At 55.7% G+C, this 24,297-nt stretch carries 23 protein-coding genes; 16 read left to right on the top strand and 7 right to left on the bottom strand.

The window, feature by feature from the left end; translation table 11 throughout:
- Window positions 1-479: 479 nt before the first annotated feature.
- Complete coding sequence (locus tag AB8B33_RS38530) at window positions 480-1,451, bottom strand: SDR family oxidoreductase (protein WP_439019450.1); 972 nt, start codon at window positions 1,449-1,451, stop codon at window positions 480-482.
- A 359-nt stretch (window positions 1,452-1,810) separates the two neighbouring features.
- Window positions 1,811-2,695, bottom strand: coding sequence for a LysR family transcriptional regulator (locus AB8B33_RS38525; RefSeq protein WP_439019449.1), 885 nt, complete (start codon window positions 2,693-2,695; stop codon window positions 1,811-1,813).
- Between the two features lie 351 nt (window positions 2,696-3,046).
- Between AB8B33_RS38525 and AB8B33_RS38520 the strand changes: the two genes are divergently transcribed.
- From AB8B33_RS38520 to AB8B33_RS38505, 4 genes are all read left to right on the top strand, one after another.
- Window positions 3,047-3,682, top strand: coding sequence for a glutathione S-transferase family protein (locus AB8B33_RS38520; RefSeq protein WP_439019448.1), 636 nt, complete (start codon window positions 3,047-3,049; stop codon window positions 3,680-3,682).
- A gap of 193 nt (window positions 3,683-3,875) precedes the next feature.
- The gene (locus AB8B33_RS38515) at window positions 3,876-4,982 is read left to right on the top strand and encodes a ketopantoate reductase family protein (RefSeq protein ID WP_439019447.1); all 1,107 of its coding nucleotides are present in this window, start codon (window positions 3,876-3,878) and stop codon (window positions 4,980-4,982) included.
- Window positions 4,983-5,068: 86 nt separating this feature from the next.
- Window positions 5,069-7,588: an ATP-binding protein gene (locus AB8B33_RS38510; RefSeq protein WP_439019446.1), complete on the top strand. Its 2,520-nt coding sequence runs from the start codon at window positions 5,069-5,071 to the stop codon at window positions 7,586-7,588.
- A gap of 107 nt (window positions 7,589-7,695) precedes the next feature.
- The gene (locus AB8B33_RS38505) at window positions 7,696-8,106 is read left to right on the top strand and encodes a cupin domain-containing protein (protein WP_439019445.1); all 411 of its coding nucleotides are present in this window, start codon (window positions 7,696-7,698) and stop codon (window positions 8,104-8,106) included.
- A 322-nt stretch (window positions 8,107-8,428) separates the two neighbouring features.
- Here AB8B33_RS38505 and AB8B33_RS38500 read toward each other — a convergent pair whose 3' ends face one another.
- Window positions 8,429-9,169 (bottom strand): SDR family oxidoreductase, encoded by a 741-nt coding sequence (locus tag AB8B33_RS38500; RefSeq protein WP_439019444.1) that lies wholly within the window; start codon window positions 9,167-9,169, stop codon window positions 8,429-8,431.
- 53 nt (window positions 9,170-9,222) lie between these two features.
- Between AB8B33_RS38500 and AB8B33_RS38495 the strand changes: the two genes are divergently transcribed.
- From AB8B33_RS38495 to AB8B33_RS38470, 6 genes are all read left to right on the top strand, one after another.
- Complete coding sequence (locus AB8B33_RS38495) at window positions 9,223-9,411, top strand: hypothetical protein (protein ID WP_439019443.1); 189 nt, start codon at window positions 9,223-9,225, stop codon at window positions 9,409-9,411.
- Between the two features lie 634 nt (window positions 9,412-10,045).
- On the top strand, window positions 10,046-10,483 hold the full coding sequence (locus AB8B33_RS38490) for a hypothetical protein (RefSeq protein WP_131612065.1): 438 nt from the start codon (window positions 10,046-10,048) through the stop codon (window positions 10,481-10,483).
- A complete protein-coding gene (locus AB8B33_RS38485; protein ID WP_439019442.1) occupies window positions 10,464-11,798 on the top strand; it encodes a GAF domain-containing protein in 1,335 nt (444 codons plus the stop codon). Before AB8B33_RS38490 ends, AB8B33_RS38485 begins: the two co-directional genes overlap by 20 nt.
- Window positions 11,799-11,900: 102 nt before the next feature.
- Window positions 11,901-12,644: a response regulator gene (locus AB8B33_RS38480; protein ID WP_439019441.1), complete on the top strand. Its 744-nt coding sequence runs from the start codon at window positions 11,901-11,903 to the stop codon at window positions 12,642-12,644.
- A 142-nt stretch (window positions 12,645-12,786) separates the two neighbouring features.
- Window positions 12,787-13,104 carry a hypothetical protein gene (locus AB8B33_RS38475; RefSeq protein WP_439019440.1) on the top strand — a complete coding sequence of 106 codons (318 nt, stop codon included), beginning with the start codon at window positions 12,787-12,789 and terminating at the stop codon, window positions 13,102-13,104.
- An 833-nt stretch (window positions 13,105-13,937) separates the two neighbouring features.
- Window positions 13,938-14,459: a cupin domain-containing protein gene (locus AB8B33_RS38470; protein WP_439019439.1), complete on the top strand. Its 522-nt coding sequence runs from the start codon at window positions 13,938-13,940 to the stop codon at window positions 14,457-14,459.
- A gap of 340 nt (window positions 14,460-14,799) precedes the next feature.
- Here the strand turns inward: AB8B33_RS38470 and AB8B33_RS38465 are convergent, their stop codons facing one another.
- Window positions 14,800-15,450: a GntR family transcriptional regulator gene (locus tag AB8B33_RS38465; protein WP_131612108.1), complete on the bottom strand. Its 651-nt coding sequence runs from the start codon at window positions 15,448-15,450 to the stop codon at window positions 14,800-14,802.
- Window positions 15,451-15,928: 478 nt separating this feature from the next.
- Here AB8B33_RS38465 and AB8B33_RS38460 point away from each other — a divergent pair, with 478 nt between their 5' ends.
- The 6 genes from AB8B33_RS38460 to AB8B33_RS38435 all read left to right on the top strand — a co-directional run bounded on the left by AB8B33_RS38460 (window position 15,929) and on the right by AB8B33_RS38435 (window position 21,705).
- The gene (locus AB8B33_RS38460) at window positions 15,929-16,450 is read left to right on the top strand and encodes a c-type cytochrome (protein WP_439019438.1); all 522 of its coding nucleotides are present in this window, start codon (window positions 15,929-15,931) and stop codon (window positions 16,448-16,450) included.
- A 243-nt stretch (window positions 16,451-16,693) separates the two neighbouring features.
- Window positions 16,694-17,677 (top strand): biotin synthase BioB, encoded by a 984-nt coding sequence (bioB, locus tag AB8B33_RS38455; protein ID WP_439019500.1) that lies wholly within the window; start codon window positions 16,694-16,696, stop codon window positions 17,675-17,677.
- Entirely contained in the window at window positions 17,674-18,819 is a 1,146-nt protein-coding gene (locus AB8B33_RS38450) for an 8-amino-7-oxononanoate synthase (RefSeq protein WP_439019437.1), read from the top strand. Before bioB ends, AB8B33_RS38450 begins: the two co-directional genes overlap by 4 nt.
- On the top strand, window positions 18,816-19,454 hold the full coding sequence (gene bioD, locus AB8B33_RS38445; protein ID WP_439019436.1) for a dethiobiotin synthase: 639 nt from the start codon (window positions 18,816-18,818) through the stop codon (window positions 19,452-19,454). The genes AB8B33_RS38450 and bioD overlap by 4 nt, the downstream gene beginning before the upstream one ends.
- Window positions 19,451-20,719, top strand: a complete 1,269-nt coding sequence (locus tag AB8B33_RS38440) for an adenosylmethionine--8-amino-7-oxononanoate transaminase (RefSeq protein ID WP_439019435.1) — start codon at window positions 19,451-19,453, stop codon at window positions 20,717-20,719. Before bioD ends, AB8B33_RS38440 begins: the two co-directional genes overlap by 4 nt.
- Complete coding sequence (locus tag AB8B33_RS38435) at window positions 20,719-21,705, top strand: beta-ketoacyl-ACP synthase III (protein ID WP_439019434.1); 987 nt, start codon at window positions 20,719-20,721, stop codon at window positions 21,703-21,705. The genes AB8B33_RS38440 and AB8B33_RS38435 overlap by 1 nt, the downstream gene beginning before the upstream one ends.
- Before the next feature lie 213 nt (window positions 21,706-21,918).
- Here AB8B33_RS38435 and AB8B33_RS38430 read toward each other — a convergent pair whose 3' ends face one another.
- The 3 genes from AB8B33_RS38430 to AB8B33_RS38420 all read right to left on the bottom strand — a co-directional run bounded on the left by AB8B33_RS38430 (window position 21,919) and on the right by AB8B33_RS38420 (window position 24,285).
- Window positions 21,919-22,320, bottom strand: a complete 402-nt coding sequence (locus AB8B33_RS38430) for a DoxX family protein (RefSeq protein ID WP_439019499.1) — start codon at window positions 22,318-22,320, stop codon at window positions 21,919-21,921.
- A gap of 187 nt (window positions 22,321-22,507) precedes the next feature.
- Window positions 22,508-23,806, bottom strand: coding sequence for an epoxide hydrolase family protein (locus AB8B33_RS38425; RefSeq protein WP_245517490.1), 1,299 nt, complete (start codon window positions 23,804-23,806; stop codon window positions 22,508-22,510).
- A 59-nt stretch (window positions 23,807-23,865) separates the two neighbouring features.
- Complete coding sequence (locus AB8B33_RS38420) at window positions 23,866-24,285, bottom strand: nuclear transport factor 2 family protein (RefSeq protein WP_439019433.1); 420 nt, start codon at window positions 24,283-24,285, stop codon at window positions 23,866-23,868.
- Window positions 24,286-24,297 lie beyond the last annotated feature (12 nt).

The following is a 24,297-nucleotide window of genomic DNA, read 5'->3' as shown; positions in this document are numbered from 1 at the left end:
CTGGTCTCGCGCAGCAACGGTGGGCAGACTGGGGGACAAAAGATTGTCGCTGACGATCAAGAGGTGCAGGGGCACCAAGCTGGCAATTCGGAGCAACGCTGATGCGAGATGCCCTGAGGCGATGGCAGTCTGTAGGTCAGTGGCGGGCAAATGTTACAAGGGTATTTGAACTACCAAGCGGCGCCAGACATTCGCCGATGATCGCGTGGGTTCAGACGGGACGGGGTGGCACTTGGCGACAGTCTTTGGTGCACCCAAACCTCCGAAACCGGCTGTCTGGGGATCGTTTCGAAAGGCCGCTTTTTAAAACCTGCCCATGTCGCCCGTTGCATCTGTAGCCAGGCGCTTGACCCATCATCACAACACTCGATAGGAGCCGTATGCGGTCTCCACGCGCAGACCTGCCCGGGGGCCGTTGACAACCGCACTCCCGACCGAGAAAGTTTGAGTCACGATGTTCGGTGAGCCCAGATACAAACTTACGCACTATCGACCAAATTTAGTCGAATCAGACTCTCCGCTGTTGCCACAATTGCTTCGGCACTGGATCTTGGCGACCAAGCGAGCATCTTCCTAGCCTTCTCACCGCTGGAGCGTCGACGGCTTGCGTTCGGTGACGGACCGGCGCTGCGGCTGGGGACTCGGGACGCTAGTTTACCAAAGCGGTTGCGCAGGATATTCGCGACTTCGAGCAGTGAAATAGGTTCGCCACTCACTGCGATAAAGCGCTCGCCCGCGGCGGTAGGCTCCGTCATCGCTCGCAAGTGCAAATCGACGACATCACGAACGTCGACCACGCCAAACCACATGTCAGGAAGCTCCGGCGGGAAAGAGCCGTCCAACAGGCCCTTAACGATTTGGATCGACGTGGAGAGCTGATCTCCAAGTACAGGTCCGAATATCCCAGTCGGATTAACGACACTGAGCTCCGGCGTCCCGGTGTTTTCAATGAATTCCCATGCCGCGCGCTCAGCGATAGTTTTAGACAAAATGTAGGGGGGATTTGCGGCTTGTATAGGAGTCCAGTCTTCTTCCGTGAAGACGTGGCTCGGTGGCTGGGAGCCGTATCCAACCGCTGCAAAAGACGATGTGAGAACAACGCGTTTCACACCCGCCCGACTGGCCGCGCTTAGCACGCGCAAGGTCCCGTCTCGGGCCGGTGCGATCAAATCATTTGGGTCTTCGGGCTGGTTTGCTGGGAATGGTGAGGCGGTATGCAGGACGTAGTCGCAACCGAAAACTGCCTCGTCCCAGCCTTCATCTCGTTCAAGATCGGCGGCGTGGAACGATAATCTGCTATCCGATCCCGGTAGTCCAAGCATCGTCTGTACTTGTTGGATTTTGTCCAAGTTGCGCAATGTCGCGCGAACCTCGTGCCCCGCCGCCAGCGCAGCCGAGATGCTGTGGCTGCCTAAAAAACCGGAACCTCCGGTAACAAGAATTCGGCTCATATGAAATCTCCTTTTTTTCCGGTTTAGGTCAATCAGATGGAAAGGAGCAAGTAGGATGAAATTTCAGACGTAGTATGAAAATACGGACCACTGGAGGTTAAAGCTGTCCGAGCCGTCACGGGGAGATGGCAAATGGCATCGTGTGAAGCCTTGTGGCTGGGCCGCTTCAATCACTGCTTTGTCGCTCATGCAGAAAATGCTAATGAAACAGCTGCGCGACTTGTATCTACCCGGCATCGTTATTCGCAGTGCTTGCAAGAAAAAGCGCCGCGCTCGGAACAGTCGTTATTCCAGGCGACATCGATCTCATGCTGAACTGCTGCGCGACTACCACCTTCGATACGAAAGTCATCGAGCTTCTAGCGCGGGAAACCTGAGGCGAGATGATCGATCAGCGCCCGCACGGCGGGTGATAGGCCACGCCGCGTGGTAAACACCAGGTGTACCGTTCCACGCACGCCACGCCATGCGGGCAAAACGCGCACAAGTCGTCCCGCTTGCAGCGCGTCGCGGCAGAGATGGTCCGGCAGGATAGCAACACCTAGGCCATCTATCGCAGCTTCGCGCACTGTCGCCATGTCCTCGCATCCCAGTCTCGGTTGGACACGGATGATTTGCTTCCGCCCGTCGTCCGCTTCGAGGTGCCACTCCTGATCGTCAGATGCATCGGTAGTCGCCAGCGTCGCCATCGTAGCAAGTTGCTCAGTGCTCGCGATGGTGCTCGCCAGTTGAGGACTAGCGACTAGAATACGCGTCGATACCCCCAACGATCGCATGGTCAGACCAGCATCGGAGGCGAGGCTGGATCGTACACGCAGAGCAAGATCGATTCGTTCTTCAATCAGATCGACGGCTCGGTCAGTCGCCACCAGTTGAAGACGGACCTTCGGAAAACGTATTAGAAACGATGAAATCAGCCCGCCGATCAAGGTGACCATTCCAGTTGGGCAGCTGAAACGCACGCGGCCGCCGGGCTCCGCCTGTGCCTGCGCCACCAGTGCCTCCGCCTGCTCAGCTTCAGCGAGTATCGCTCGGCACCGCTCGTAGAATGCCTGACCGGTATCTGTCACCCGGAACCGTCGACTTGATCGTTCTATCAAACGCAATCCAAGCCGCTCCTCTAGGCCCGCGATCCTTCTGCTAAGTTTCGACTTCGGCTCGCGCAACGCGCGCCCCGCCGCGGCAAACCCGCCGTGCGCTACGACTTCGGCATAATAAGCATAGTCGTTTAGATCAATCCTCAAATCGTTCTCCTTATGGAACGCAAGGTCGTAAAATTGGGTACTACAGCGATCATCGTTCTTAATTCAAGTATCACCCATCCCGCAAGTGCTCAGGACGCAGAGCATAGATGAAGGACATTGGAAAAGGGTTGGGTGAGACGCAAGAAGAAAACCGCCAGGGATTTCGTGGTGATTGAGCCTCGACGGTCCACAGAAGCGCTCGCGCCTTTTTTGACCCAGACGGGGTCGTCCCGGCAGTTCTCACTGGCTTTATGTGCGGCTGAGACGCGGTGAATTTACGGACTTCGCGTCTTCAACAGAGCAATAGTGCCGGTGGAAACGGCACAGCATCATAGGAAGAGAGATAACATTATGATTGAGCTTTTCGCGTTTCCGTCGTCGCCTAACAGCCTGAAGCCCGTAATCGTGCTTGAGGAGTTGGGCCTCGACTACAAACTATCGCACATCGATCTTCGAAAAGGCGAGCAACACGGTGTTCATTTTAAAGCGATGAACCCAAACGGCAAGGTTCCAGTCATTGTCGACCGAGGCATTACTCTCGCGGAATCCGGAGCCATTCTCGTCTATCTGGCAGAAATGCGTGACCAACTGATTCCCTTCGATCCTCCCTCGCGCGCGCGCGTTTTCGAGCAGCTTTTCTTTCACGCGTCGGCACTAAGCCCCGCATTTCTCCAGGCATTCTTTGCCAACATTCGGAAGGATACGTCCGAGGAGCACAAAAGTAACGCGCTTAAAGAGGTGGATCGTGTCCTCGGTGTGCTCGAGACACACCTAGAGACGCGCAGTTACGTTGCAGGCGACGACTATAGCATTGCCGATATCGCACACTTCGGCTGGTTGTGGCGACACGATGCCGTCGGCGTCGACTTCGAGAAAATACCTCGGGTCAGACGTTGGTACGAAATGATGAGCAGGCGCCCAACCGTGATCTCCGCAATCGGGAAGGTATCGGCGCTGTCGGGTAATGTGACGGCGGTCGCTGGATGAGTTTGCTTAGAACGTTCGTGTCCCGCTAACGTCGGACGTGGTCCGTGGCACTCCCAACGTCTGCCAGTCAAATTACACAGAAATGCCTCTCACACGTGAGGCTTGGACCCCACATCCCGACCGAAGGGGCGATTGAACTGCGCCCTTCGTGCTGAGGCGACCGAAAGCAACTTGGCCCTCGTGTCCCATCACATTGGAAAATTTCAACTGTAGTCAAATCGTTCGGGAGCGAAATGATGTCCGGGCAATCGAGGGAGATCTTGTTGCGTCGAAATATGAGGCTAACGAAATGAAGTTACACTTTAAAAGCCATTTGCCTAAGCGCGATTTCTCTATCTGTGTCGCAGGAGCCGGCGCAATCGGTGCCGCACTCTCCTTCAAGCTGGCCAGCAAGTTCGAAGGGGTGTCTGTCCTGGCGCGAGGCGAAACACTGCGCGCAATCAAAGCCAACGGTATCACGATGGTCGGTGAAAACAGCGCATCGAGCGTGCCGGTTTATGCCGGAGAACCGAGCGATCTCGGCGTCCAGGATGTGATCTTTTTATGCTCGAAAGCTCAAGATTTGCCTGAACTCGCCGAAGCAATCCAGCCACTGATAAGTCACACAACCATTATCGTGCCGATGACCAACGGAATTCCGTGGTGGTATTTTGAAGGAACCCCGGCTGCAGGCGACGCTCCTATTGAAGCAGTCGACCCAACTGGGCGCTTGAGTAAGCTGCTGCCGTCCACAAACGTTGTCGGCGCAGTCAATATGATCATTGCGGAACGCATCGCACCCGGCATGGTACAAAGCTTAAATCCCGGCCGCGTCATCGTGGGTCCCGTCCACAGTGATATCCAACCTGCTGAAACGATCTCTCTGATTTTGAATGAAGCCGGGATCGCGACCAGCTTGGCTGAGCCGATCAGAGCGGCGGTATGGAAAAAAGTCGTTCTTAATCTCGTGACTAATCCGCTCTCAGTTATCAGCGGAGGCAACACCACCGAGTTTCTCACCGACCCGTATTTGGCGGCCGTCTGCGAAGGTTTGTTTAAAGAAGCCAACGCGGTAGCGGAATTATATGGTTTCGAGGGTTGTCAATTCTCGGAATTTGAAAGACTTGGGCGTTCGATGAAGCCCTTTAAGACGTCAATGTTACACGACTTTGAAAACGGTCGGCCTTTGGAATTGGATCCAATATGTGGCTCGGTTGTAGAGCTAGCTGAACGCAGCGGCGTGGAAGTTCCGCTGATCAAGCAAGTCATGAACCTCACCCGTTACAAAAGTGCAGCGCGGTCTGTTCGGATGGCTGCATAAGCCCAGGTTTGATTGATCGAGGTGCGGCTCGACGCAGCGCGCCGCGGTGACTTCAAAAAAGGCGCGACCTTTTCAGGAAATCGACCATGAGAACGCGGCGCGATCTGAAAACAAGGCCGTTTACAACGGCCGGCTCGATAATCGCGGCTATTATCTGCGCATTGCTGACAATAAGATCGGTTCAAGTCGAGATCGTAAACCACGCGGTACTTGATGAGCTACGTGCTATAGAACTCAACAGTGCGTCCCTGCAGCGCGATGTACTGCGCGTCAGGGCTGGCCAAAAAAATGGTCATATTGCCCTTTCAAATTCTTTGGCATCTCTCCGACAAAATGCAGCTTTTCTAGGACGGCTTTTGCTAAACAGTGAGGGACGATTTCGTAACGAGATCGAGGGCATCCGGAAATCGATTGCCCTAGACGAGTTTGATGTGGAAACGTTCACAACGAAGAATGCATTGCTTTGCGATTCGATCCAGGCGTTCATCGGCTCTTTGAATAGAATTGGAGACAGTTCATCGCGCTTGCAGGGCGATCGCAACGTCGCTCATCTGGCCACCCTAATGATGCAGTATGCACTGCAGAACGACGTCCTCCTGCGAGCCTCGATCGACCGTGAACTCTTGGCGCTGCAGGATGCCGAAAGCGATCCGAATTTGCTCCTGCTGAAACAGCAGGGTCTGATCATACTTGCCGTCTCGCCGCAGGTGGAGACGGCACTTGCAAAGCTTCAAGGCTCTGACGTCAACTCTCGCGCGCGACGTCTTCGGCGCGACTTCGACCTCTACGGCGTCAACATTGGGCTTCTTTCCTGGGGCTCCCTGATTTCCGGATGTATTTCGCTCCTGCTATTTTCATACACCGCTGGCCTATTCTACACCCAACGTCAACAAGCTCACCGGTTAGCAAAACGGCTTGAATTCGAGAAGATGACCAGACGGTTCCAAGCGTACTTCGTGCAGGAGAGGCTTTCGATAGAAAGTCTCGAAGAGGCTACGCGAACTGCCACGGAATGCATCAAGGAATATTTTGGAGCGAGCCGTTTTGGTTTGGCCTTGGTGAACACGGCAACACTGGAAGTCGAGACCTATCTTGGAGATCAAATAGCGGAACTTGTCGACACGCAGAACATGGGCAATTTCTTCGGCGGCGGCGAAACGGCTTTCTATCGAATGCTGCAAGCCGTCGATGCACACGGCGCGGTGCAAGGTGCGAGATTTTTCGGTGGCGCTCTCGGATTTCGGGTATCAGACAAAAGGGCGCTGCTATGCGCCATTGCTTTTCGCGACCATCAGCCTCGTTGCTGCCAAGACGAACCGATATTTCTGGAAGAAGCGGTCCGCCTCCTGTTCCAGACGATCGACGACTGTCGCAAGGATTTGGAGCTCGAAATGCTCGGCCGGCGGCTCGATCATGCCGAACGTCTGCAGTCGGTAGGCGCGCTCGCGGGTGGCATAGCGCATGAATTCAATAATATCCTGGTTGCCATACTCGGCTATGCTGAGATGGTTCTCGACCATACCAAACGTCGACCGACGGTCAGAACGTATGTGGAAGAGATCGTCAAGGCCGCCGAACGTGCGCAACTCAGTATTGAACAAATACTGGCCTTCAGCCGCAAGCGCGAGCGGGCCGTTCGGCCGATCGACCTTGCAGAGGTTATCAATGACTTCGCTGCATTGTTGCAAGTCTCTCTGCCAAAGGGAACCGATCTTGACCTCGGAGAGATTGCCGAAAATTTGATTATCGACGGCAACCCCGTGGAAATCCAACAGATTCTCTTGAACCTTTGCAGAAATGCATCGGAAGCTATGAACGATGGCGGCTCAGTATCGATACGTGCTCGGAATGCAACCATCGTGTCAAAGTTGGCAACATCGCACGGCGTGTTGCCTGAAGGAAACTATGCGGTGCTCTCTGTAGCCGATACAGGCAGAGGTATTCCGACCGAGGTAATGCCCAAAATATTTGAGCCTTTTTTCACCACCCGCAGTACTTCCGGCGGGACAGGCCTGGGTCTCGCCGCCGTACTCGCAAATGTCGAGGCGCATGGCGGACATATTGACGTGATAACTCGACCTCGCGAGGGAACCCGGTTTGATGTCTACCTGCCCAACTCTCGAGCGGGGCAACCCGTTCCCCTGCAAGAGTTTTTCAAGGGCGATCCAGTTCCACTTGGAAGTGGAGAAACTATAGTTGTCTTTGAGCTAGATGATCTGACTCGCGTTTCGTATGAGGACCGGCTCGCAGCGCTCGGATATGAGCCGGTTGGTTTCTCGGATTGGGCTAGGCTGGAGGACTGGCTGTCTAGCAATTTGCGAGATATCGACCTGGTCTTGATCGACGAAAGAATCATCGGTGAAATCCTGCTCAATGACATAAGGCGGATTTTGGGACCAGTGCCGCTTCTGGTTATGACAGAAACTCCTGAGAGGTTCGTGTTGGATGGCTCGATCCGGAGTAGTGAACTTGTACATATCTCCATGGGCTCGAAAGCGCTCGCTACAGCTATCCGTTCAAGCATCGATAATTTTGCCAGGGACGGAAATGTCAGATCGCGGGGCGTAAGATCCACCATCAGCATCCGAAAGGGCGACACGATCTGACGTCGTTGGTTTCCGATGTAACCATCTCCGGCGGGTTCGAAATCAAGGAGTAGAATACGGGGAGCCAAATCCTAAGGTCTCAAGAGAGATCGAGGAAAGGAGTTTCGATGAGAAACGTAATAGGCATTGTAGCCACTTTATTGCTATCTAACAGTGTTGCGTGCGCTATGGAAACACAGGTTACTTCAGTATTTAAATCGGAACTAACCATTTCCGGCCAGCAGCTGAAGTTGCCTGGGGGAGATGTAGAGGTTGCAGTCTCCGTCTACGACATTCCGCCGGGGGCGGCATTGCCGGAACATAGACATGCCAGCCCGCGGTACGGCTATGTCCTCTCGGGAAAACTACGGGTATCAAATAGTGAGACTGGCAAAACTCAGGATTTTGAAGTCGGTGATTTCGTCATTGAGTCTGTTGGTCAATGGCATCGGGGGAGTAATCCCTCAACGGAACCACTGAAGCTTCTTGTTATCGATCAATCCCCGAACGGAGAGGCGAATGTCGAACTCCGGAAATGATCTTACACCAAATCCGGCATCACAAAGCTCGTGATCGGTCTCCAAGAGATTCTGGTTGCCGGCCGCATATTGACGTGCCGGTGGGCGGGATTCCGATAACAATGAAACGTAGTGTCTGTGCATGTCAGTGACGGCTCGGTAGTTGTAAATGACGCGGCCTTCGTTCCGGATGGGGTCCATAAGCAAGGTGCAAATGATCGGACTTCAATTCTCACGTGACGTGCTTCCGGGACCTTTTTCGCAGACATACAATTTATCATCTAACGGATGGCGCCGTTTTGTATTGCGCCATCCGAAATGTTACGGACAGGTTGACAATACCTCAGCCGCCTTGCTGGCCGCCATCCAGCGTCAGATTCACACCATTTGCGGCTCGGTTTTCCATTAGAAACCTGCAACCGTCCACGATATCCGCCATCTGCGGAAAGCGACCACTGCGTATGCTTGGCCGCATCTGCGCGAAAAGGCCCTTATTGTCACGCCAGTGAGGACTGTCCTCCACCATTCCAGGATGAATGGCATTAACGCGGATCGGCGCTAATTCCACGCTAAGCGTTCTCACGAGACCCATCACGGCGTTGTTTACAACTGTGACCGTCGTCGAGCCAGGGTAGGGAATATCTTTTGCCAGACCGCCAAAAATCAGCACCGAACCTAGTGGAGACAGTCGGTCCAGCACAGAGCTAATAGCGGTTGGATATCCAACCGCTTTAGTGGTTGCGAGCTTCATCGCCCCTGCCACGTTATAATTCTTAATGGAATTGGCGTCTCTCACCATGCCGACTAGTACCAGATGGTCTATCGGTTCCACGAGGGCAAGCGATGCCGGAAGTAGTTCAGGAGTAGATAGATCTGCAGCGATGCCGTCTATTGCCCCCGGAGCGTCGATGGAGCTCAGGATCTCGGAAGCCACGCTTCGTGCCCGCTCTGCATCACGGCCCGCTATCGTGACTTTCCCACCATCCTGGTAAAGACTTATAGCAAGCTCGCGGCCGATTCCTGCCGTTCCGCCGATGATTAAAGTATGTTTCATCATTCCACCTTGGCAAATTTTGTTGGACATTCGAACGTCACGACGACGGTTTCGATTGCCGCCAATGAAAGCGACGCAGCTACATGAAGATTGCCGAAAATGACTTTCGGGTTGCATTTGTAACAGAGCTGTTCAAATTGATCAGATCGGTTCAGCATACCGCTTTGATCATTCATTGGGCATTAGGCGCTTGCTCTGATGATTGCCGCCGCTGCGGCTTTTTTTCGCGCCATGGCAAGATGTTTGATGTCGATGCCGGCCGTCCACGATAGCGCGGCGAGCTCATTGAAGTCACAACGGACTTAAGACCGCGGCTTCCCGGCCTGGCTCATGGACGACTTGTCTATGCGCCGGAGCCGAAATCTCACGAACGCCCATGGTTGACCGGTTTTTAAACCCGATGTCGCGAAGCTGGCGGGCGCTCATCGCCGCTCCTCTATCTTTGGCGCAGGCCAGTCAGCCAGATCGAGGTCGCGTTTATCCACTCGCGGAACCTACTATAATGTTCGCCGGGGCGGCTGGTGCGAAGAGGGCTGCTCGACTGCATCAGAACCCCGTAGTCACGGAGGGATCGGTAGAACACGATGATGGCGCAAGGCATGGTCACGGAAGCCCGTGTGATGCCTCGGTTTTGCTTCTGACTGACTTTGGAAGAAGGAGTTCTGCGCGGAATACTGATTGGTTGGCAACATTTGCTGTTTTCAAGGTTGTTGCTTTTCACTAGGCTACCCTTCAGCCTTCGGGTCGCTATTGCGCGCGCGGAATGCCTTGCGGATGTGGTGTGTTTGCGATCTCTGAGACCATCCTGTTGGTTTCGATCTGGGTGTGCGAGTTTCAGACACAGGAGTATCAATGAGTGGTCGGAACCTGACATCGCAACTCCGAGAACTTCTTTCGGATCCCGCTATGCTCATCCTCAGCACTGAAAACTCCACGCTCTGGCCTTCGATCGGACGGGGGTTAGGTCTGCGCGCTTTCGACGACCACACATTGGATGTGTTTTTTTCACAAAGCCGCTATCCAGAAGTCTTCCCAGAACTCCCCCGTAAATCCAGAATGGCAGTGACTGTGACGCGCCTTCGCGATTATCGTTCTTATCAGTTCAAGGGACCTGCTTTGTTGCTGGGGCTGGATCCCGCAGATATTTCTTTCGTGTCAGATTATCGAACAACGATCTCGCATTTTTTTCAGGCTGCAGGAGCTACCCCCAATGCTATCGACGAGTGGATTGGTGGCAAAGCCTTGCTGAAGGCAAGGATAGCAGTCTCAGAGATGTATGAGCAAACGCCGGGCCTGCGCGCCGGGAAGGCCGTGAATCAAATCAATGACGATTACACTTTCTGATATTGCGAGCTGCTTCGAAGGCATCTATCCGTCGATCATCGCCACCCGTAGTGCCGATGGAATGCCGAATATATCATATCTCTCGCATATTCTTCCGGTCGATCTCGAGCGGATCGCTATTTCGAACCAGTTTTTCGCCAAAACTGCGGCGAATATCCGATCGGACCCGCATGTCACTTTTCTCGTCGTGGATCCGCAGAGTGGCCAGCAATACCAACTCCTAGCCACCTGGGAGTCGTCTGCTGATCATGGCCCGGTCTTTGACACGATCGCCATGCAGTTGAAGGTCAGTAGCGCTCAAGCCGGCCTAAGCGATGTGATGCGTCTCCGGACGATTGAGCTATTCAATGTCAACGAGATCGTAACGGTAGGCAACCCGCATTTACCGCGAACGCAGGCCAAGATTAAGCCCGACATTTCGATGGTGGCGGCGGTCACTCACCAACTTGCTGACCTAAGCGATCCCGGCGAAATAGTTGCCAAGTTGCTAGATGCAGTGCTGTCTGTGTTTGAGTTTCAGCACGCGATGATATTGCTGAGTGACGCAGCGCGCGGTGTTTTAGCTGCAGCGGACGCGATTGGGTACAATCAAAACCTCGTTGGTGCGGAAGTTCCTCTGTCCGTTGGGCTGATAGGTCAAGCAGCCGCTTCGGGCTCAACATTACGGATTAATGACCTCAGCCGTATGCGACGCATGGGCGAGGCGATAACTGAAACATCGCCCGAAGACCCTTTCACGCGAGAAGTTCCGCTTCCAGGCCTAGCCGATGCAATGAGTCAAATTGCCATCCCTCTCATCGTGTCCTCAGCCATACAAGGTGTTTTGTTTGTCGAGAGTAAAAAACGCTTTGCATTCGATAATGCAGTGACATCCGGCCTTGAGATTCTCGCTCGTCACGCAGCTTTGTTGCTTGCGTTAAATGAGCTACTCGCCGACGAAGCAGTTGCGTTGCCTTCGCGCCGAGCGCCTGCAACGACAGATACCTCAGACCTCAGCATTGATGCTGTATACCATAGCTTTGACCACAGCATCTTTATTGCTCGGCGCTATGTAATAAAAGGTGTTGCCGCGAGAATTCTACTTCATATGCTGCAGCGCGGGCTCGCATCTACCGACTTCGAATTTACAAATCGTGAGCTTCGGGCCTCCCTTTCGAACGTACTTCCGGAATTCAAAGACAACCTGGAAACACGACTTCTTCTGCTGCGTCGTCGGCTGGATGAGCTTGAACTACCTTTGCGACTTTTGCGTACTGGGCGAGGGAAGCTACTCTTGGAGATCCGAGGCCGGCTTAACCTCGTTGTTGAAAATTAGGAAAGGCGCGAAGACGAAATCGACGACTTAGGAAGTATTTAGTAACCAGCCTGCCTTTTAGGATACAATTAGGTATCGTTTCCAGCCCGCTCGCCTATGCATGTGACGCTCTACAAATCCAAATTGGATCAGGAGGCAGTCATTAAGCACGTTATGGTCGTCGATGACGATGAATCAGTTCGAAATTTCCTCACGGACTATCTTGTAGCGCATGAGCTCCGCGTAACAGCAACGGCAACGGGTCGGGCTGCTACGGAAGTTCTTCGCAATGACGATGTCGACTTGGTCCTGATCGATCTCAACCTCGGGCATGAAGACGGCCTAGACCTAGTAAAGGCCACATCAGAGGCATTTGCAGTTCCGATCATCATCATCAGCGGTTCCCGTCTCGATGAAACCGATAAGGTTGTAGGTCTCGAGCTTGGCGCTGCCGACTACATCACTAAGCCATTTGGAAATAAAGAGCTTCTTGCTCGTATTCGGGTAAGCCTCCGCAGCAGCCTTGAGCCTTCCGTTGGCCGAGACAACCGAGTTTTCAGTTTCATGGGGTGGGCGCTGCTCCCCGCACAGCGGCAACTTATCAGTCCAAGTGGTAACGAGATAAAACTTACCGCGGGAGAGTTCAATCTTCTCGCCGCATTCCTTAGTTCGCCTAAGAGAGTGCTTTCTCGCGAGCAATTGATATCAGCAATTCGAATGCATGATGATGAGATATTCGACCGCACCATTGACGTGCATATTCTACGTTTGAGACGAAAGTTACAACGAGAGTCGTCACCCTCCCAGTTTATAAAGACAGAGCGAGGCGCTGGATACTTTTTCGATGCCGATGTGACGATGAAGTGAGCGACCGGAGTCACACTGACTTCGTCCGTGCGCTGAGGGCATTGAGGCTCGTTACAGTTGTAGGCAAATCCGGGTTCGGATCCACCGATCTGTAACAGGGACTTCATAGCAAGGGACTGCAAAGTCACTTTCGGAGATCAAAATGTTTCCACCCTTGCTGCCTTCAACGTCGACCGGCCAGCCGGTCCACCTAAAACTCGTCATAGACAATAGCAGCGCTTCGGATGTCATCGAGTATGAAAGGCTGCTTACTTACGCAGATTTCTTTCACGTTCCAGAAACCTCGCCCAAGGCGGGATTTATCAGCCGCCTCTGGCAATCGTTCGGACTGGCCGCCGACGCATTTTACGTTGGGGCGATTACGGTTGAGGCAATGGACACCCTATTCGCGGAGCAGGAAACCAGGAAGAGTTCTGCGCAGGCCTGCATTGTGAGCCGCAGATGCGGTTTGCCAAAGTGAGGAACCGTCCCAAAACTGTACGCGGACTTTCCCGCGACGTCGGACCAGCAATTGCTAGGCATCGGCGTCAATCGCCGGACGCTAGACGGGACGCGCAACACATGGCTCCCGTGAACGTATATTTCGAAGCGACAGTCGAGCCATTCAGGATGGCCGAGATTTGTGAGGCAATGTCAGATATGGAGGTGATCGAATTTTTTTGGTCTGGCGTCCGCGTCTATCACGGGAGTTCGCCATCCTTGCATCGGCGCGGAATCGAATGCGAGTGCGATTTCAGAGACATGATTCGTATTGAGGTCATATGCGATGGTGCAACGGCATTCGCTGTGGCTGATCTTATTGATGAGACGGCCAGGGTTCGCTGCCCGGGCGCGGATCGAGCGATAATTCGACCTATCACCGTAACGTTCGGATCCGGGTCGCGATTTCCTGTGGATCAGACCGCTAGCAATCGCATCACCCACGGTTAGCCAACCGTAGAAGCCTCGGTATCAATCATTGTCTTACAGCGGATTTATCCAGTCCGGAATACTTCAGCGGTTCTGCCTAAGGCTTAGACACAGTGCCACAGTTGACAGGCGACTGAGTGCAGGGCCGCCGCGTGGGCCAGGCGTCGAGCGACTACGCTATGTGATGTAACTTTTGAGGTCCACCGCGTCGTTCAGTCTTTACCGGCGCCGACCACAAAGTGGCGGGATATTGCAGATGTAGTCGAATGCCAGAAACAGAAACAAAACGAGAAATTCGCTCCTCCATAATCGACTCGTCCATCCGGGGTGTTTCCCTTGATTCGAACCGTTGAGCAACGTCAACTAACCAACAAAGAGAGTAACATGAAAATTCTAGACGGCATGCAAACCCGTGACTTAATCGTCGATCGACCCTCCGATGAGGGCATAGCAATGACGTCATGGGGTGAGATGGGCCGTATCCGATTGGCGTCAGAAACCGCCACGGGCTCGCTTGTCGTGATGGATTATCGCGCACCGGCAGGTTTCGGTCCTCCACGTCATATTCATCGTAACGACGACGAGATCTTCTTGGTGCAACGAGGCCGTATCGCATTGTGGTCCCCCCATCAGTGCGGGACGGCGCTTCCAGGTGACCTGGTAATGCTGCCGAAGGGCATTGCGCATACTTGGCGCTCCTCCGGCGATGAAGATGTGCAGTTGCAGGTCATCACGTCACCTGGTGAGTTTAAGACCTTCTTTTCTGAGATCGTTCGGCGAGGGCTAACTGCGAGCGATATCGAGGATCTGACAGCCGTCGCCGACAGTGCCGGGATGGACATCGTCGGACCGCCTTTGACCGCCGATGAAGCGGATGCGATCTTCCGTGGCGAGCGGATCGCCTAGCGTCAGATGCACAGAGCATGGTCGAGCCGCATCAGTGGCGGCCGGCCGTCGCAACCATGATCCGTAACGACGAGTACTGAAGGCCGATATTCGCAAGGGTAGGTATTGAATTCCAGCCCCCTGCAGAATATTTTTTTGGCGTCCATATCTAGTGAAGTTGACTTGAGGAGTTGGTAACTTCGACCATCTCCGGCACACGTCGATTTTCAGCTTTCAACAGCCACGCTGGCGGCTTAGCGAACGGTTTGGTGGTACCACGGGTCGTTACCCCGGCCATAGCTTTGTCGCCAATGCTCTTAACCAGCAAGCCCAATCGAATACCGGATCCGCAGGCTGGCGATCATGCGGTTTGCAGTCTGGTGATGGCGCGAGGTCGCTTCTCAATCAAACGGAGAACATGGCGCTCGAGTGTGCGGACAGCTTCATCGAAGTTGCCGGACCGGAGATGCTGGAGCACCGCGTGGTGGTCTGCGTCAAACCTCGGCGCGACGAAATCCATATGCCCCTCCAGGAACAGGAATCGGGAGCCTACCATGTGAAGATCGTCGATCTCGGCGAGCAATCTCGGCATCTCGCAAGGCGTCAGCAGCAAGCTGTGAAACTTTCGATTTGCTGCCTCATGCTGAACGATATCGCTCGCCTGATCGCATGATCGCGCAGCGGCCTCTGCTCGGTCCAGGATATGTGAAGTCAGGTGCGGTGTAGCCTGTCGAAGCGCCAGCCCTTCTAGGACAGATCGCATGCGTGTTGCTTCCTCGACGGCAGCCGAATTGAAAGATGCTACCCTTACACCTCGACGCGCTTCACTAACCGCCAGGCCTTGAGCTTCAAGGCGGCGTAGCGCCTCACGAACCGGAACGTGGCTCACTCCGAACTCGTCGGCGATATGCTCCTGTCTCAGCCGTGTATCAGGCTGCAGAACGCCTGTGACAATCCTGTCGGCCAGGACGCGGCTGATGCGGTATGCGATCGTATCTTCGGTGGTGATCATGTTTCTGTAGATAAATTCTTCCCGTGGCACTGTCGAGCGCCGATCGCGGTCCCATACAACAATCATAAGTCCATTGCCGGATATGGTACGCTAATGGCCGTCGTCACGAGAGACCGTCCAGGCGAGGGCAAGGGTAATATTCTACGCGTGAAGGGCAAAAGCGTTGCGACTTCAGCTTCGAGATAGGTTTTCCGCCCTGTACCACTGAACGTCCGAGGTTCGAGACAGGTATCGATTGCGTTTTTCCAATTTGGCTATCTTCACAGATCAAGAATTAAATGCCTACCCTTAGTCCGTAATCACGTTCGTCGTTAGCGTGGAGAGGTGCCGCTCTGCAACGCCGGTCCAGGCGAAATCGGAAGGTATCTGAGATTTCAAATGAAACACTCTCGAGCCTTCCAGTAATCAAGCTCATAATTCGGCACGATATTGCCCGAACGGAATACCAAAATCTCCGGGTCAACTTAGCAGGACGATCATGCCGATATTTCTTCCCAAAGTTCACAAGATGACTGCCATTATTTTCCTTGCCATATGCACACTACCATCACTTGTGCATGCCACTGGCGATATCAAACGAGGGAAGTATCTCGTGCAGCTTGGCGGCTGCAACGACTGTCATACTCCCGGTTATTTCCTCGGGAAACCTGATACAAGTAGATATCTCGGCGGCTCCGATGTGGGCTTTTTCGTACCCAATCTCGGGACATTTGTAGGTCCGAACATCACTTCCGATGCAGAAACCGGAATCGGGAAATGGTCCGAAGATGACATCGTGAATGCTCTCCAAAAGGGATTGACTCCAGACGGCAGAGAACTTGCTCCGGTTATGCCATGGCCAGCATTTGTCAATTTGACGAAAGCGGACGCTCAAGCAATAGCAGCTTACCTTAAATCACTACCACCAGTTCACAGCGCTGTACCCGGCCCCTTTGGCCCATCAGAGCGCGTCACGGTACCCACTCTAAGAGTTGTGGCGCCGGATCCTTCGGCGAATTAACCGGTGCGATAAACCACGGGCGTCGGGCTGTCTTGCGCGCGAATCTGTGGGTGACGAACGGCAGATGGATGCCCCTCGCGCTCGTCACTCGATGTGAAGTTGAACTAGCCAGTTTGCCCATATTCGACGCGACCCAAGCCCTGATCCCACAATGGGCTTGCGCGCCGATAAATAATAGATAATTTTAGACGGATATCTATTTTGATTCGATTTGTATGAGGATACGTAATGCATTCCACCGAGATGGAGCGAGAAATTAGGTTTCGTAGGCAATCGCCGTTAGAATTCACGTTAGAAGATGCGATAATTATCTACAATTTGCCGTTTGCCGATCTGCTTTTTCGCGCGCATCTGGTTCATCGTGAGAATTCTGATCCTAATGCCATTCAGTTGAGCCGGCTCCTCTCGATCAAGACTGGGGGATGCGCAGAGGATTGCGGTTATTGCAGCCAGTCGGCCCATTCTCCGACCGGGCTCAAAGCATCCAAACTGATGCAGATCGACCACGTCCTTTCGGAGGCGCGGAAAGCCAAGGAGGCTGGTGCATCGCGCTACTGTATGGGCGCCGCATGGCGCAGTCCGAAGGATCGCGACATGGACGCTCTGGTTGCCATGGTTGAAGGCGTGAAGGCGCTTGGTCTGGAAACTTGCATGACGCTTGGCATGCTGACGCCGGAGCAGTCCGCTAGGCTTTACGATGCGGGCCTCGATTACTACAACCACAATATCGATACGTCCGAGCGCTATTACTCGCAGATCATCACCACCCGGACTTTCGATGATCGGCTGGAGACGCTAGCCAATGTCCGGGACGCCGGCATAAAGGTCTGCGCTGGCGGCATTCTCGGCATGGGCGAAACGTTTGAAGACCGGATCTCGATGCTGGTGACGCTTGCTAACCTGCCGTCGCCGCCGGAAAGCGTGCCGGTCAACATGCTGATCCCTATCCCCGGCACGAAACTCCATGACACAGCGCCCATTGATCCGTTTGATTTCGTCCGCATCATCGCGCTGGCACGTATCCTCATGCCGAGATCGTATGTCCGGCTCTCGGCTGGTCGGTCCGGCATGAGCGACGAGATGCAGGCGCTCTGTTTCTTTGCCGGGGCCAATTCCATCTTTGTCGGCGATACGCTTCTGACGGCGGGCAATCCCGGCGAAGATCACGACACCACTCTCTTCCGCCGGCTCGGTCTAAAGCCGATGGAACTGGAGCCGACACGGTGAGGTTATCGGGGCTCGTCCGCTATGAGGACACGCTTGCCGCTCTTGGGCGAAAATCGCGGCTACGGGCGTTGTCGCAGCAGCAGGGGATCGACTTCACTTCCAACGATTATCTCGGACTTTCCGGCTCGCCGCGTCTTGCGGCTGCGATACTGGCCGCCATTGAAGAGGGCATCCCTGCCGGGGCCGGTGGATCGCGCCTATTGAGGGGCAATCATTGGATGCATGAGGCGCTTGAGGCGGAGGCGGCCGCCTTCTTCGGCGCCGAAAAGGCTCTCTATTTCTCGAGCGGGTTTGCTGCAAACGTCGCGCTGTTTTCATGTCTGCCACAACGTGGTGATCTTGTTGTCCACGACGAGTTGATCCATGCAAGTGTCCACGCCGGCGTCTCGGCGGGCAAGGCTGATGCGGTGGCTGCGCGACATAACGACATCGAGGACTTCGACGCTGCCATCCGTCGCTGGCGGACAACCGGCGGCAAGGGCCGTCCCTGGATCGCCGTCGAAAGTCTCTATTCCATGGATGGCGACCGCGCGCCGCTCGCCGGACTTCTGGAGATTGCCGAGCATCATGGCGGGTTCCTCGCCGTCGATGAGGCCCATGCCACCGGTATCTTCGGCCCGGACGGCCGTGGCCTCGCATCCGGTCTGGAAAGTTCCGGCAGCCTGCTCACCTTGCACACTTGCGGCAAGGCGCTCGGAGTTTCCGGCGCACTGTTGGGACTGCCTGCCGTACTCGCCAGCTACATGGTCAATCGGGCCCGCAACTTCATCTATTCGACCGCGCCATCGCCGCTTGTTGTGGCTGGTGTGCGCGAGGCACTGCAGATGGTTGGAGATGAGCCCGAGCGTCGCCTTCGCCTGGGCGCCTTGCGGGATTTCACCGGCGAACTGTTACGCTCAAGGCTCGGCATAACGCCTAGCGGATCGCAAATTCAGCCGGTCATCATCGGTGACAATGCGCGCGCGTTGCGGATCGCCGGCCGCTTGCAGAGCGAAGGTTTCGACATCAGGGCGATCCGGCCGCCGACAGTGCCTAGGGGAACGGCGCGTCTGAGGATGTCTATCACGCTGAATGTCGATGAAGCGCAGATCGCATTGATGATCGAACGGCTGACCGCGATCATCGAGGAGGAAAAAGCATGAGAATTCGCTATGTCGTCACAGGCACGGACACCGGGGTTGGCAAGACGGTTTTCTCGGCTGCGCTGACCGCCGCTCTCGGCGCCCACTATTGGAAGCCGATTCAGTCGGGCCTCGATGAAGAGACCGACAGCAAGACCGTGCTTCGGCTCAGCGGTATTTCCAGCGAGCGGATCTTGCCGGAGGCCTATCGTCTGTCCACTCCAGCGTCGCCGCATCTTGCAGCCCAACTGGACGGCGTTGTGATCGACACCGCCCAACTTGTCCTGCCCGAACAAGACGCGCCCTTGGTGGTCGAAGGGGCAGGGGGGCTTCTGGTGCCGCTTTCCGGGGGTCTTCTTTTCGCAGATCTCTTCGCGCGCTGGCAGATCCCCACTATCCTGTGCGCCCGGACGTCGCTCGGCACCATCAATCACACGCTGCTTTCCGTCGAGGCCATGAAGCACCGCGGAATTCCGCTTCTCGGCATCGCTTTTATCGGCGAGGAAAACCGGGAGACGCAGCGCATCATCGCGCAAATGTGCGGCGCCCGGGTGCTCGGTTGCCTTCCTTGGCTTGCAGAGTTGAGCAGCGACAGACTGCGCCAGGCGTTCAATGAGAATTTCGATTTGTCGGCCTTTTCGGGGGGCTCGCAATGAACCGGTCGACCATCTGGCACCCCTTCACCCAGCATGCTCTCGAACCGCCAATGGCGCGTATTGCATCGACCGATGGCGCATATCTCATCGACGAGGCTGGCGATCGCATTCTGGACGCTATTTCCTCTTGGTGGGTGATCACGCACGGCCATCGCCACCCGAAGATCATGGCGGCGATCCGTGACGCGACCGAAGCCTATGACCAGATCATCTTCGCGGAGTTTTCGCATGCGCCGGCCGAGCGGCTGGCGGAAGGCCTGATCGAATTCGCTCCACCCGGATTGAAACATGTCTTCTATTCCGACAGCGGCTCGACCGCCGTTGAGGTGGCTGTCAAAATGGCGCTCGGCTATTTCCACAATCGGCACGAGCTGCGTGACCGCGTCGTTGTGATCGAGGGAAGCTATCACGGCGATACAATCGGCACGATGTCGATGGGCGACCGCGGCGTTTTCAACGCCGCCTATGAACCGCTGCTCTTCGGCGTCGATCGGCTTCCCTTCCCGGAGGCGGTGTCCGGGCAGGAGACGCTCTACCGGTTCGAGGGGCTCTGTCGCACAGGGCGTGTCGCGGCTCTCCTGATCGAGCCACTGGTTCTCGGTGCAGGCGGAATGAGAATCTATGAGGCTGGTGTGCTGGCCGCGCTGAAGGGCATCGCCGAACGCAACGGTTGCCTCCTGATCGCCGATGAGGTGATGACCGGCTGGGGGAGAACGGGAACGATGTTCGCCAGCGAACAGGCCGGGATCACGCCGGACATCCTCTGCACCTCGAAGGGACTGACAGGCGGCGCCGTCCCACTCGCCGCCACGCTCGCGACAGCCGAGATCTTCGAGGCCCATCTTTCGACCGACAGGCGGAAAACCTTCTTCCACTCGAGCTCCTACACCGCCAACCCGATCGCTTGCGCCGCAGCGGTCGCCAACCTCGATATCTGGCGAAACGAGCCGGTCCTAGGCCGCATCCGGGGCATCGAAACGGCTCATCGGCGCAACCTCGCGCGATATTCCGCTGATGCTCGGTTCGCCCACGTCAGGCAGGCCGGCACAATTGCAGCACTCAACCTCGTGGTGCCAGAGGACGGCTACCTCGCCGAGGTAGGCCCGCGGATGCGCAGGCTGTTTCGCGAGCGAGGCCTGCTCATTCGTCCTCTGGGTAACGTTCTCTACCTGATGCCGCCCTATTGCGTGACGTCGCAGGAGATCGATGGCACCTACGAGGCCATAGACGAGGTGGCCTCGCTCGTTCTGAAGGACGCCGCGTGATGCCGGCGATCTCATCGCGTATGGCTGGGTTTGGCCACGCAGTGCCGGCGCGCTGCGTTCCCAATGCGGAAATCGAGGCAACGCTGGGACTCGATACAGGCTGGATCGAGCGCCGCACTGGCATACGGACGCGTTACTGGGCTAGCGAAGAGGATACGCTGACCGGCCTAGCTGCCGAAGCTGGTCAGATGGCGCTGGAGGAGGCGGAAATTCGTCGCCGGGATATAGGGCTGACTTTGCTTGCTACGTCTACCCCGGACCACCTCCTGCCACCGTCGGCGCCGCTGTTGGCGTTCAAGTTGGGCCTTGAAAACTCCGGCGCGGTCGATCTTGCCGGCGCCTGTTCTGGTTTCCTCTATGCATTGACGCTTGCCGACAGCTTTGTCCGGGCGCATGGTCGCGCCGTGCTGGTTGTTGCTGCCAATATACTCAGCCGACGCATCAACCTCACCGATAAGTCGAGCGCCATTCTGTTTGCCGACGCAGCCGGCGCGGTAGTTCTTGTGCCGGACAGCAACCATGATCGCGGCCTGCTTGCCTCGGAACTCGGTTCGGATGGTAGCGGATATGAACTGATTCAAATACCCGCCGGAGGAAGCAACCGGCCGTTTTCGCCGGAAGTTGACGCACAAGAGTTCCTGATGACGATGCACGACGGGCGCGCGGTATTTTCGCGTGCGGTAAACATAATAACCGAGCTCTCCCAGCGAGTGCTTGATCGAGTCAAGATCACTGCTAGGGAAGTCGACCTGTTTGTTCCCCATCAGGCTAATTCCCGCATTATCGACATTGTCGGTGCAAATCTGGGCGTTGCGCAGGAGAACACCGTACGTACACTTCAACACTACGGGAATTCGTCCGCTGCGACTATTGCTCTCTCGTTGTCGTTAGCGAACCGAGAAGCCAGATTTGCAGAAGGCGAACGTCTGCTAATGTCAGCAGCGGGAGCCGGAATGATCAGTGCAGCACTAATCTTCCGCGTTTAAATGTCTAACAGGAATGTGATGATATGGTCGTCAGCATCTGCTTGTTCATGTCCGCCATGTCGTTCAGGTGGGCATAAGCCGCTATGCGCCAGGACAAGCGGAGCAAAGCGGCGATAACGATCTCGACGCTGTTGGCATCGCGAATGCGTAGGCTCGAGAAGTTCAACAGCTATGAAGCTGGCCGGAGCGGCGTAAGACCGCTCCGGAATGCGATCACCTGCGATTGCCGCGGGCATCGATGCTGCACCGTCCACCGCCGAACGCTATGACGTGAAGCAGGCCGCCGGCCATCGAAATATTCTTGAAGAAGTGGATGAACTGGTTCTGGTCGCTAAGCGCGCTATGGAAAATCAGAGCAGTAGCAAGTGAGAACAGCGCCAGGACGCCAGCGACTACACGGGTGCGATAACCAAGCAGCAGCGCAATGCCGCCGACAATCTCGACGAAAGCCGAAAGGGCAAAAGCAATGGTCGGCAACGGCAGCCCGACCGATTGGATATATCCGATCGTCATTGCTGGAGCTGCGATCTTTGACAGACCGGACAAGATGAAAATCGCACTGATCATCGCGCGCCCCGCGGCTGGTACGATCGCAGGTATCTGGTTGCCGCTCATCGAGGGCTGGACATCGGCGGTAAAGGGTTGGGTATTCATGTTTGAACTCCAGTTTTCTGAGTTAGTGGGTTGTGTCCGAGCATTACTGTAGCGCCGCCGAACCGAACATGCCCGGCAGCTGTGGATACGTTTGACGAGCGCGATGCTAGCGCTGTTAAAATTACCGGCTCGGGAACGAGGCCTGGGACTATTCGCGGCGGATGGTCCGGAATGCTTTGCGCATCTCATCCGTGAAAATCGCTGGCTGTTCGAAGGCTGCGAAATGCCCCCCGCGATCGACCTTGTTCCAGTAGAACAGGTTGGGCCAGAGCGCCTGAGCCCATGCCTTGGTTGTCGTGAATATCTCGTGCGGGAACACTGTCGCGGCCATCGGTAGTTCGATGCGACCGGCATTGGCACCGCGTCCGTTGCGCGCGTTCTCCCAGTAGAATCTGGCCGACGATGCCGCTGAGTTGGTGAACCAGTAGACCGAGATGTCGTCAAGCATTGCGTCCATACTCAGCGCATCTTCGGGCTGGCCTTTATTGTCGGTCCAAGCTTGAAATTTCTCGTAGATCCACATCGCCTGTCCGACGGGAGAATCCGCCAGTCCGTACCCGATCGTCTGCGGCCGGGTGGCTTGTTCGCGGAAGTACCCGTAGCCGTCTCCCGTAAAGCGTTTGACGCCATTAATGGCTATTTGCTCCTCAGGTGTCGGATGTGTGGGCAGCGTCTCGGGCACGACGAACTGCCAGTTGACGTGCGCCGCAATCAGCCCTTCGGGCCGAAGGTGGCCAAGGGCATGCGTGACTCCAGAACCCCAGTCTCCGCCCTGGGCCACCCAGCGCGTATACCCGAGTCGTTGCATCAGCGTGGCCCATGCGCGGGCCGTCCGCTCAACGGTCCAACCGGTCTCGCTAGGCTTGTCTGACCAGGCAAAACCCGGCAACGAGGGAATTACCACATCGAATGCGTCCTCCGCGAGGCCGCCATGTTTCGTCGGATCGGTGAGCGGGCCGATTACATCTAAGAACTCGACGATCGACCCCGGCCACCCATGCGTCAAAATCATCGGGAGCGCCCCTGCATGCTTTGATCGCACATGGATGAAGTGGATGCCAAGGCCGTCGATTTCAGTGCGGTACTGCGGAACAGCATTGATACGCCGCTCGAAGCGCCGCCAGTCATAGTTATCACGCCAATAATCGATAAGCGCCTCGGCCTTTTCCAACGGGACGCCCTGAGCCCAATCGGGCGCAGTTTCCTGCTCAGGGAAGCGCACCATACGGAGGCGCAGCTTGAGATCGTCTATCGCATCTTGCGGGACGGAGACACGAAAAGGAACAATCGCTGACGTGGCAGGGGCGATTGAAGATGACGAGTTCTGTGCGAGCGCCCTCGACGAAAGTCCGCCCATCGTCGCGACTACCAAGCCTTTCGAAAGGCTGAGCAGCACTTGCCTCCTCGAAGCAGATTCGATTTGGTGAGGAAATGATTTCGCGTTCACGGTATAACTCCTTAGAATTGCGAACGACTATTGCCGGGCCGGATGTCGTTAGGGCCGGATTACAAGGTAGATGGTTCACCGCTAGCCCGGCGAAACTCATCCGAGGTCTCGTCGAGGAAGACGTAGAGTGCCGTGATCTTGCCATCGCGGACCGTGATGACATCCCAGCCGGTATATTCAGGCGTCTCACCACGAGGCCCGGAACCCCAAGCCAATCGCCCCGCGTTATGGAGCACTTGAGGATTGCCATGCGGTGTGTAGACGTAGTGGGGATGCGTCTCCCGCAGATCGCCAGCGAACTTATCGATCGCTTCGTGCCCGGTGATTGCACCAGGGGGCACGTAGAGAACGGCGTCCGCTGCCCAAAGCTCGCCGATCGCCGCGCGCCGCCGCACGCCATCGTTTTCGCCGAAAACCTCCTGGAGGTTCCGGTCGAGCAACTCGCGGATCCGCTCCGCAGATTCGTTAGACTGTATCATGACATCTTTCCT

Source organism: Rhizobium sp. 768_B6_N1_8 (assembly GCF_051811225.1).
GTDB lineage: Bacteria > Pseudomonadota > Alphaproteobacteria > Rhizobiales > Rhizobiaceae > Rhizobium.
Note: the sequence above shows the minus strand (reverse complement) of the source record. Positions and strands in the feature narration are given on the sequence as shown.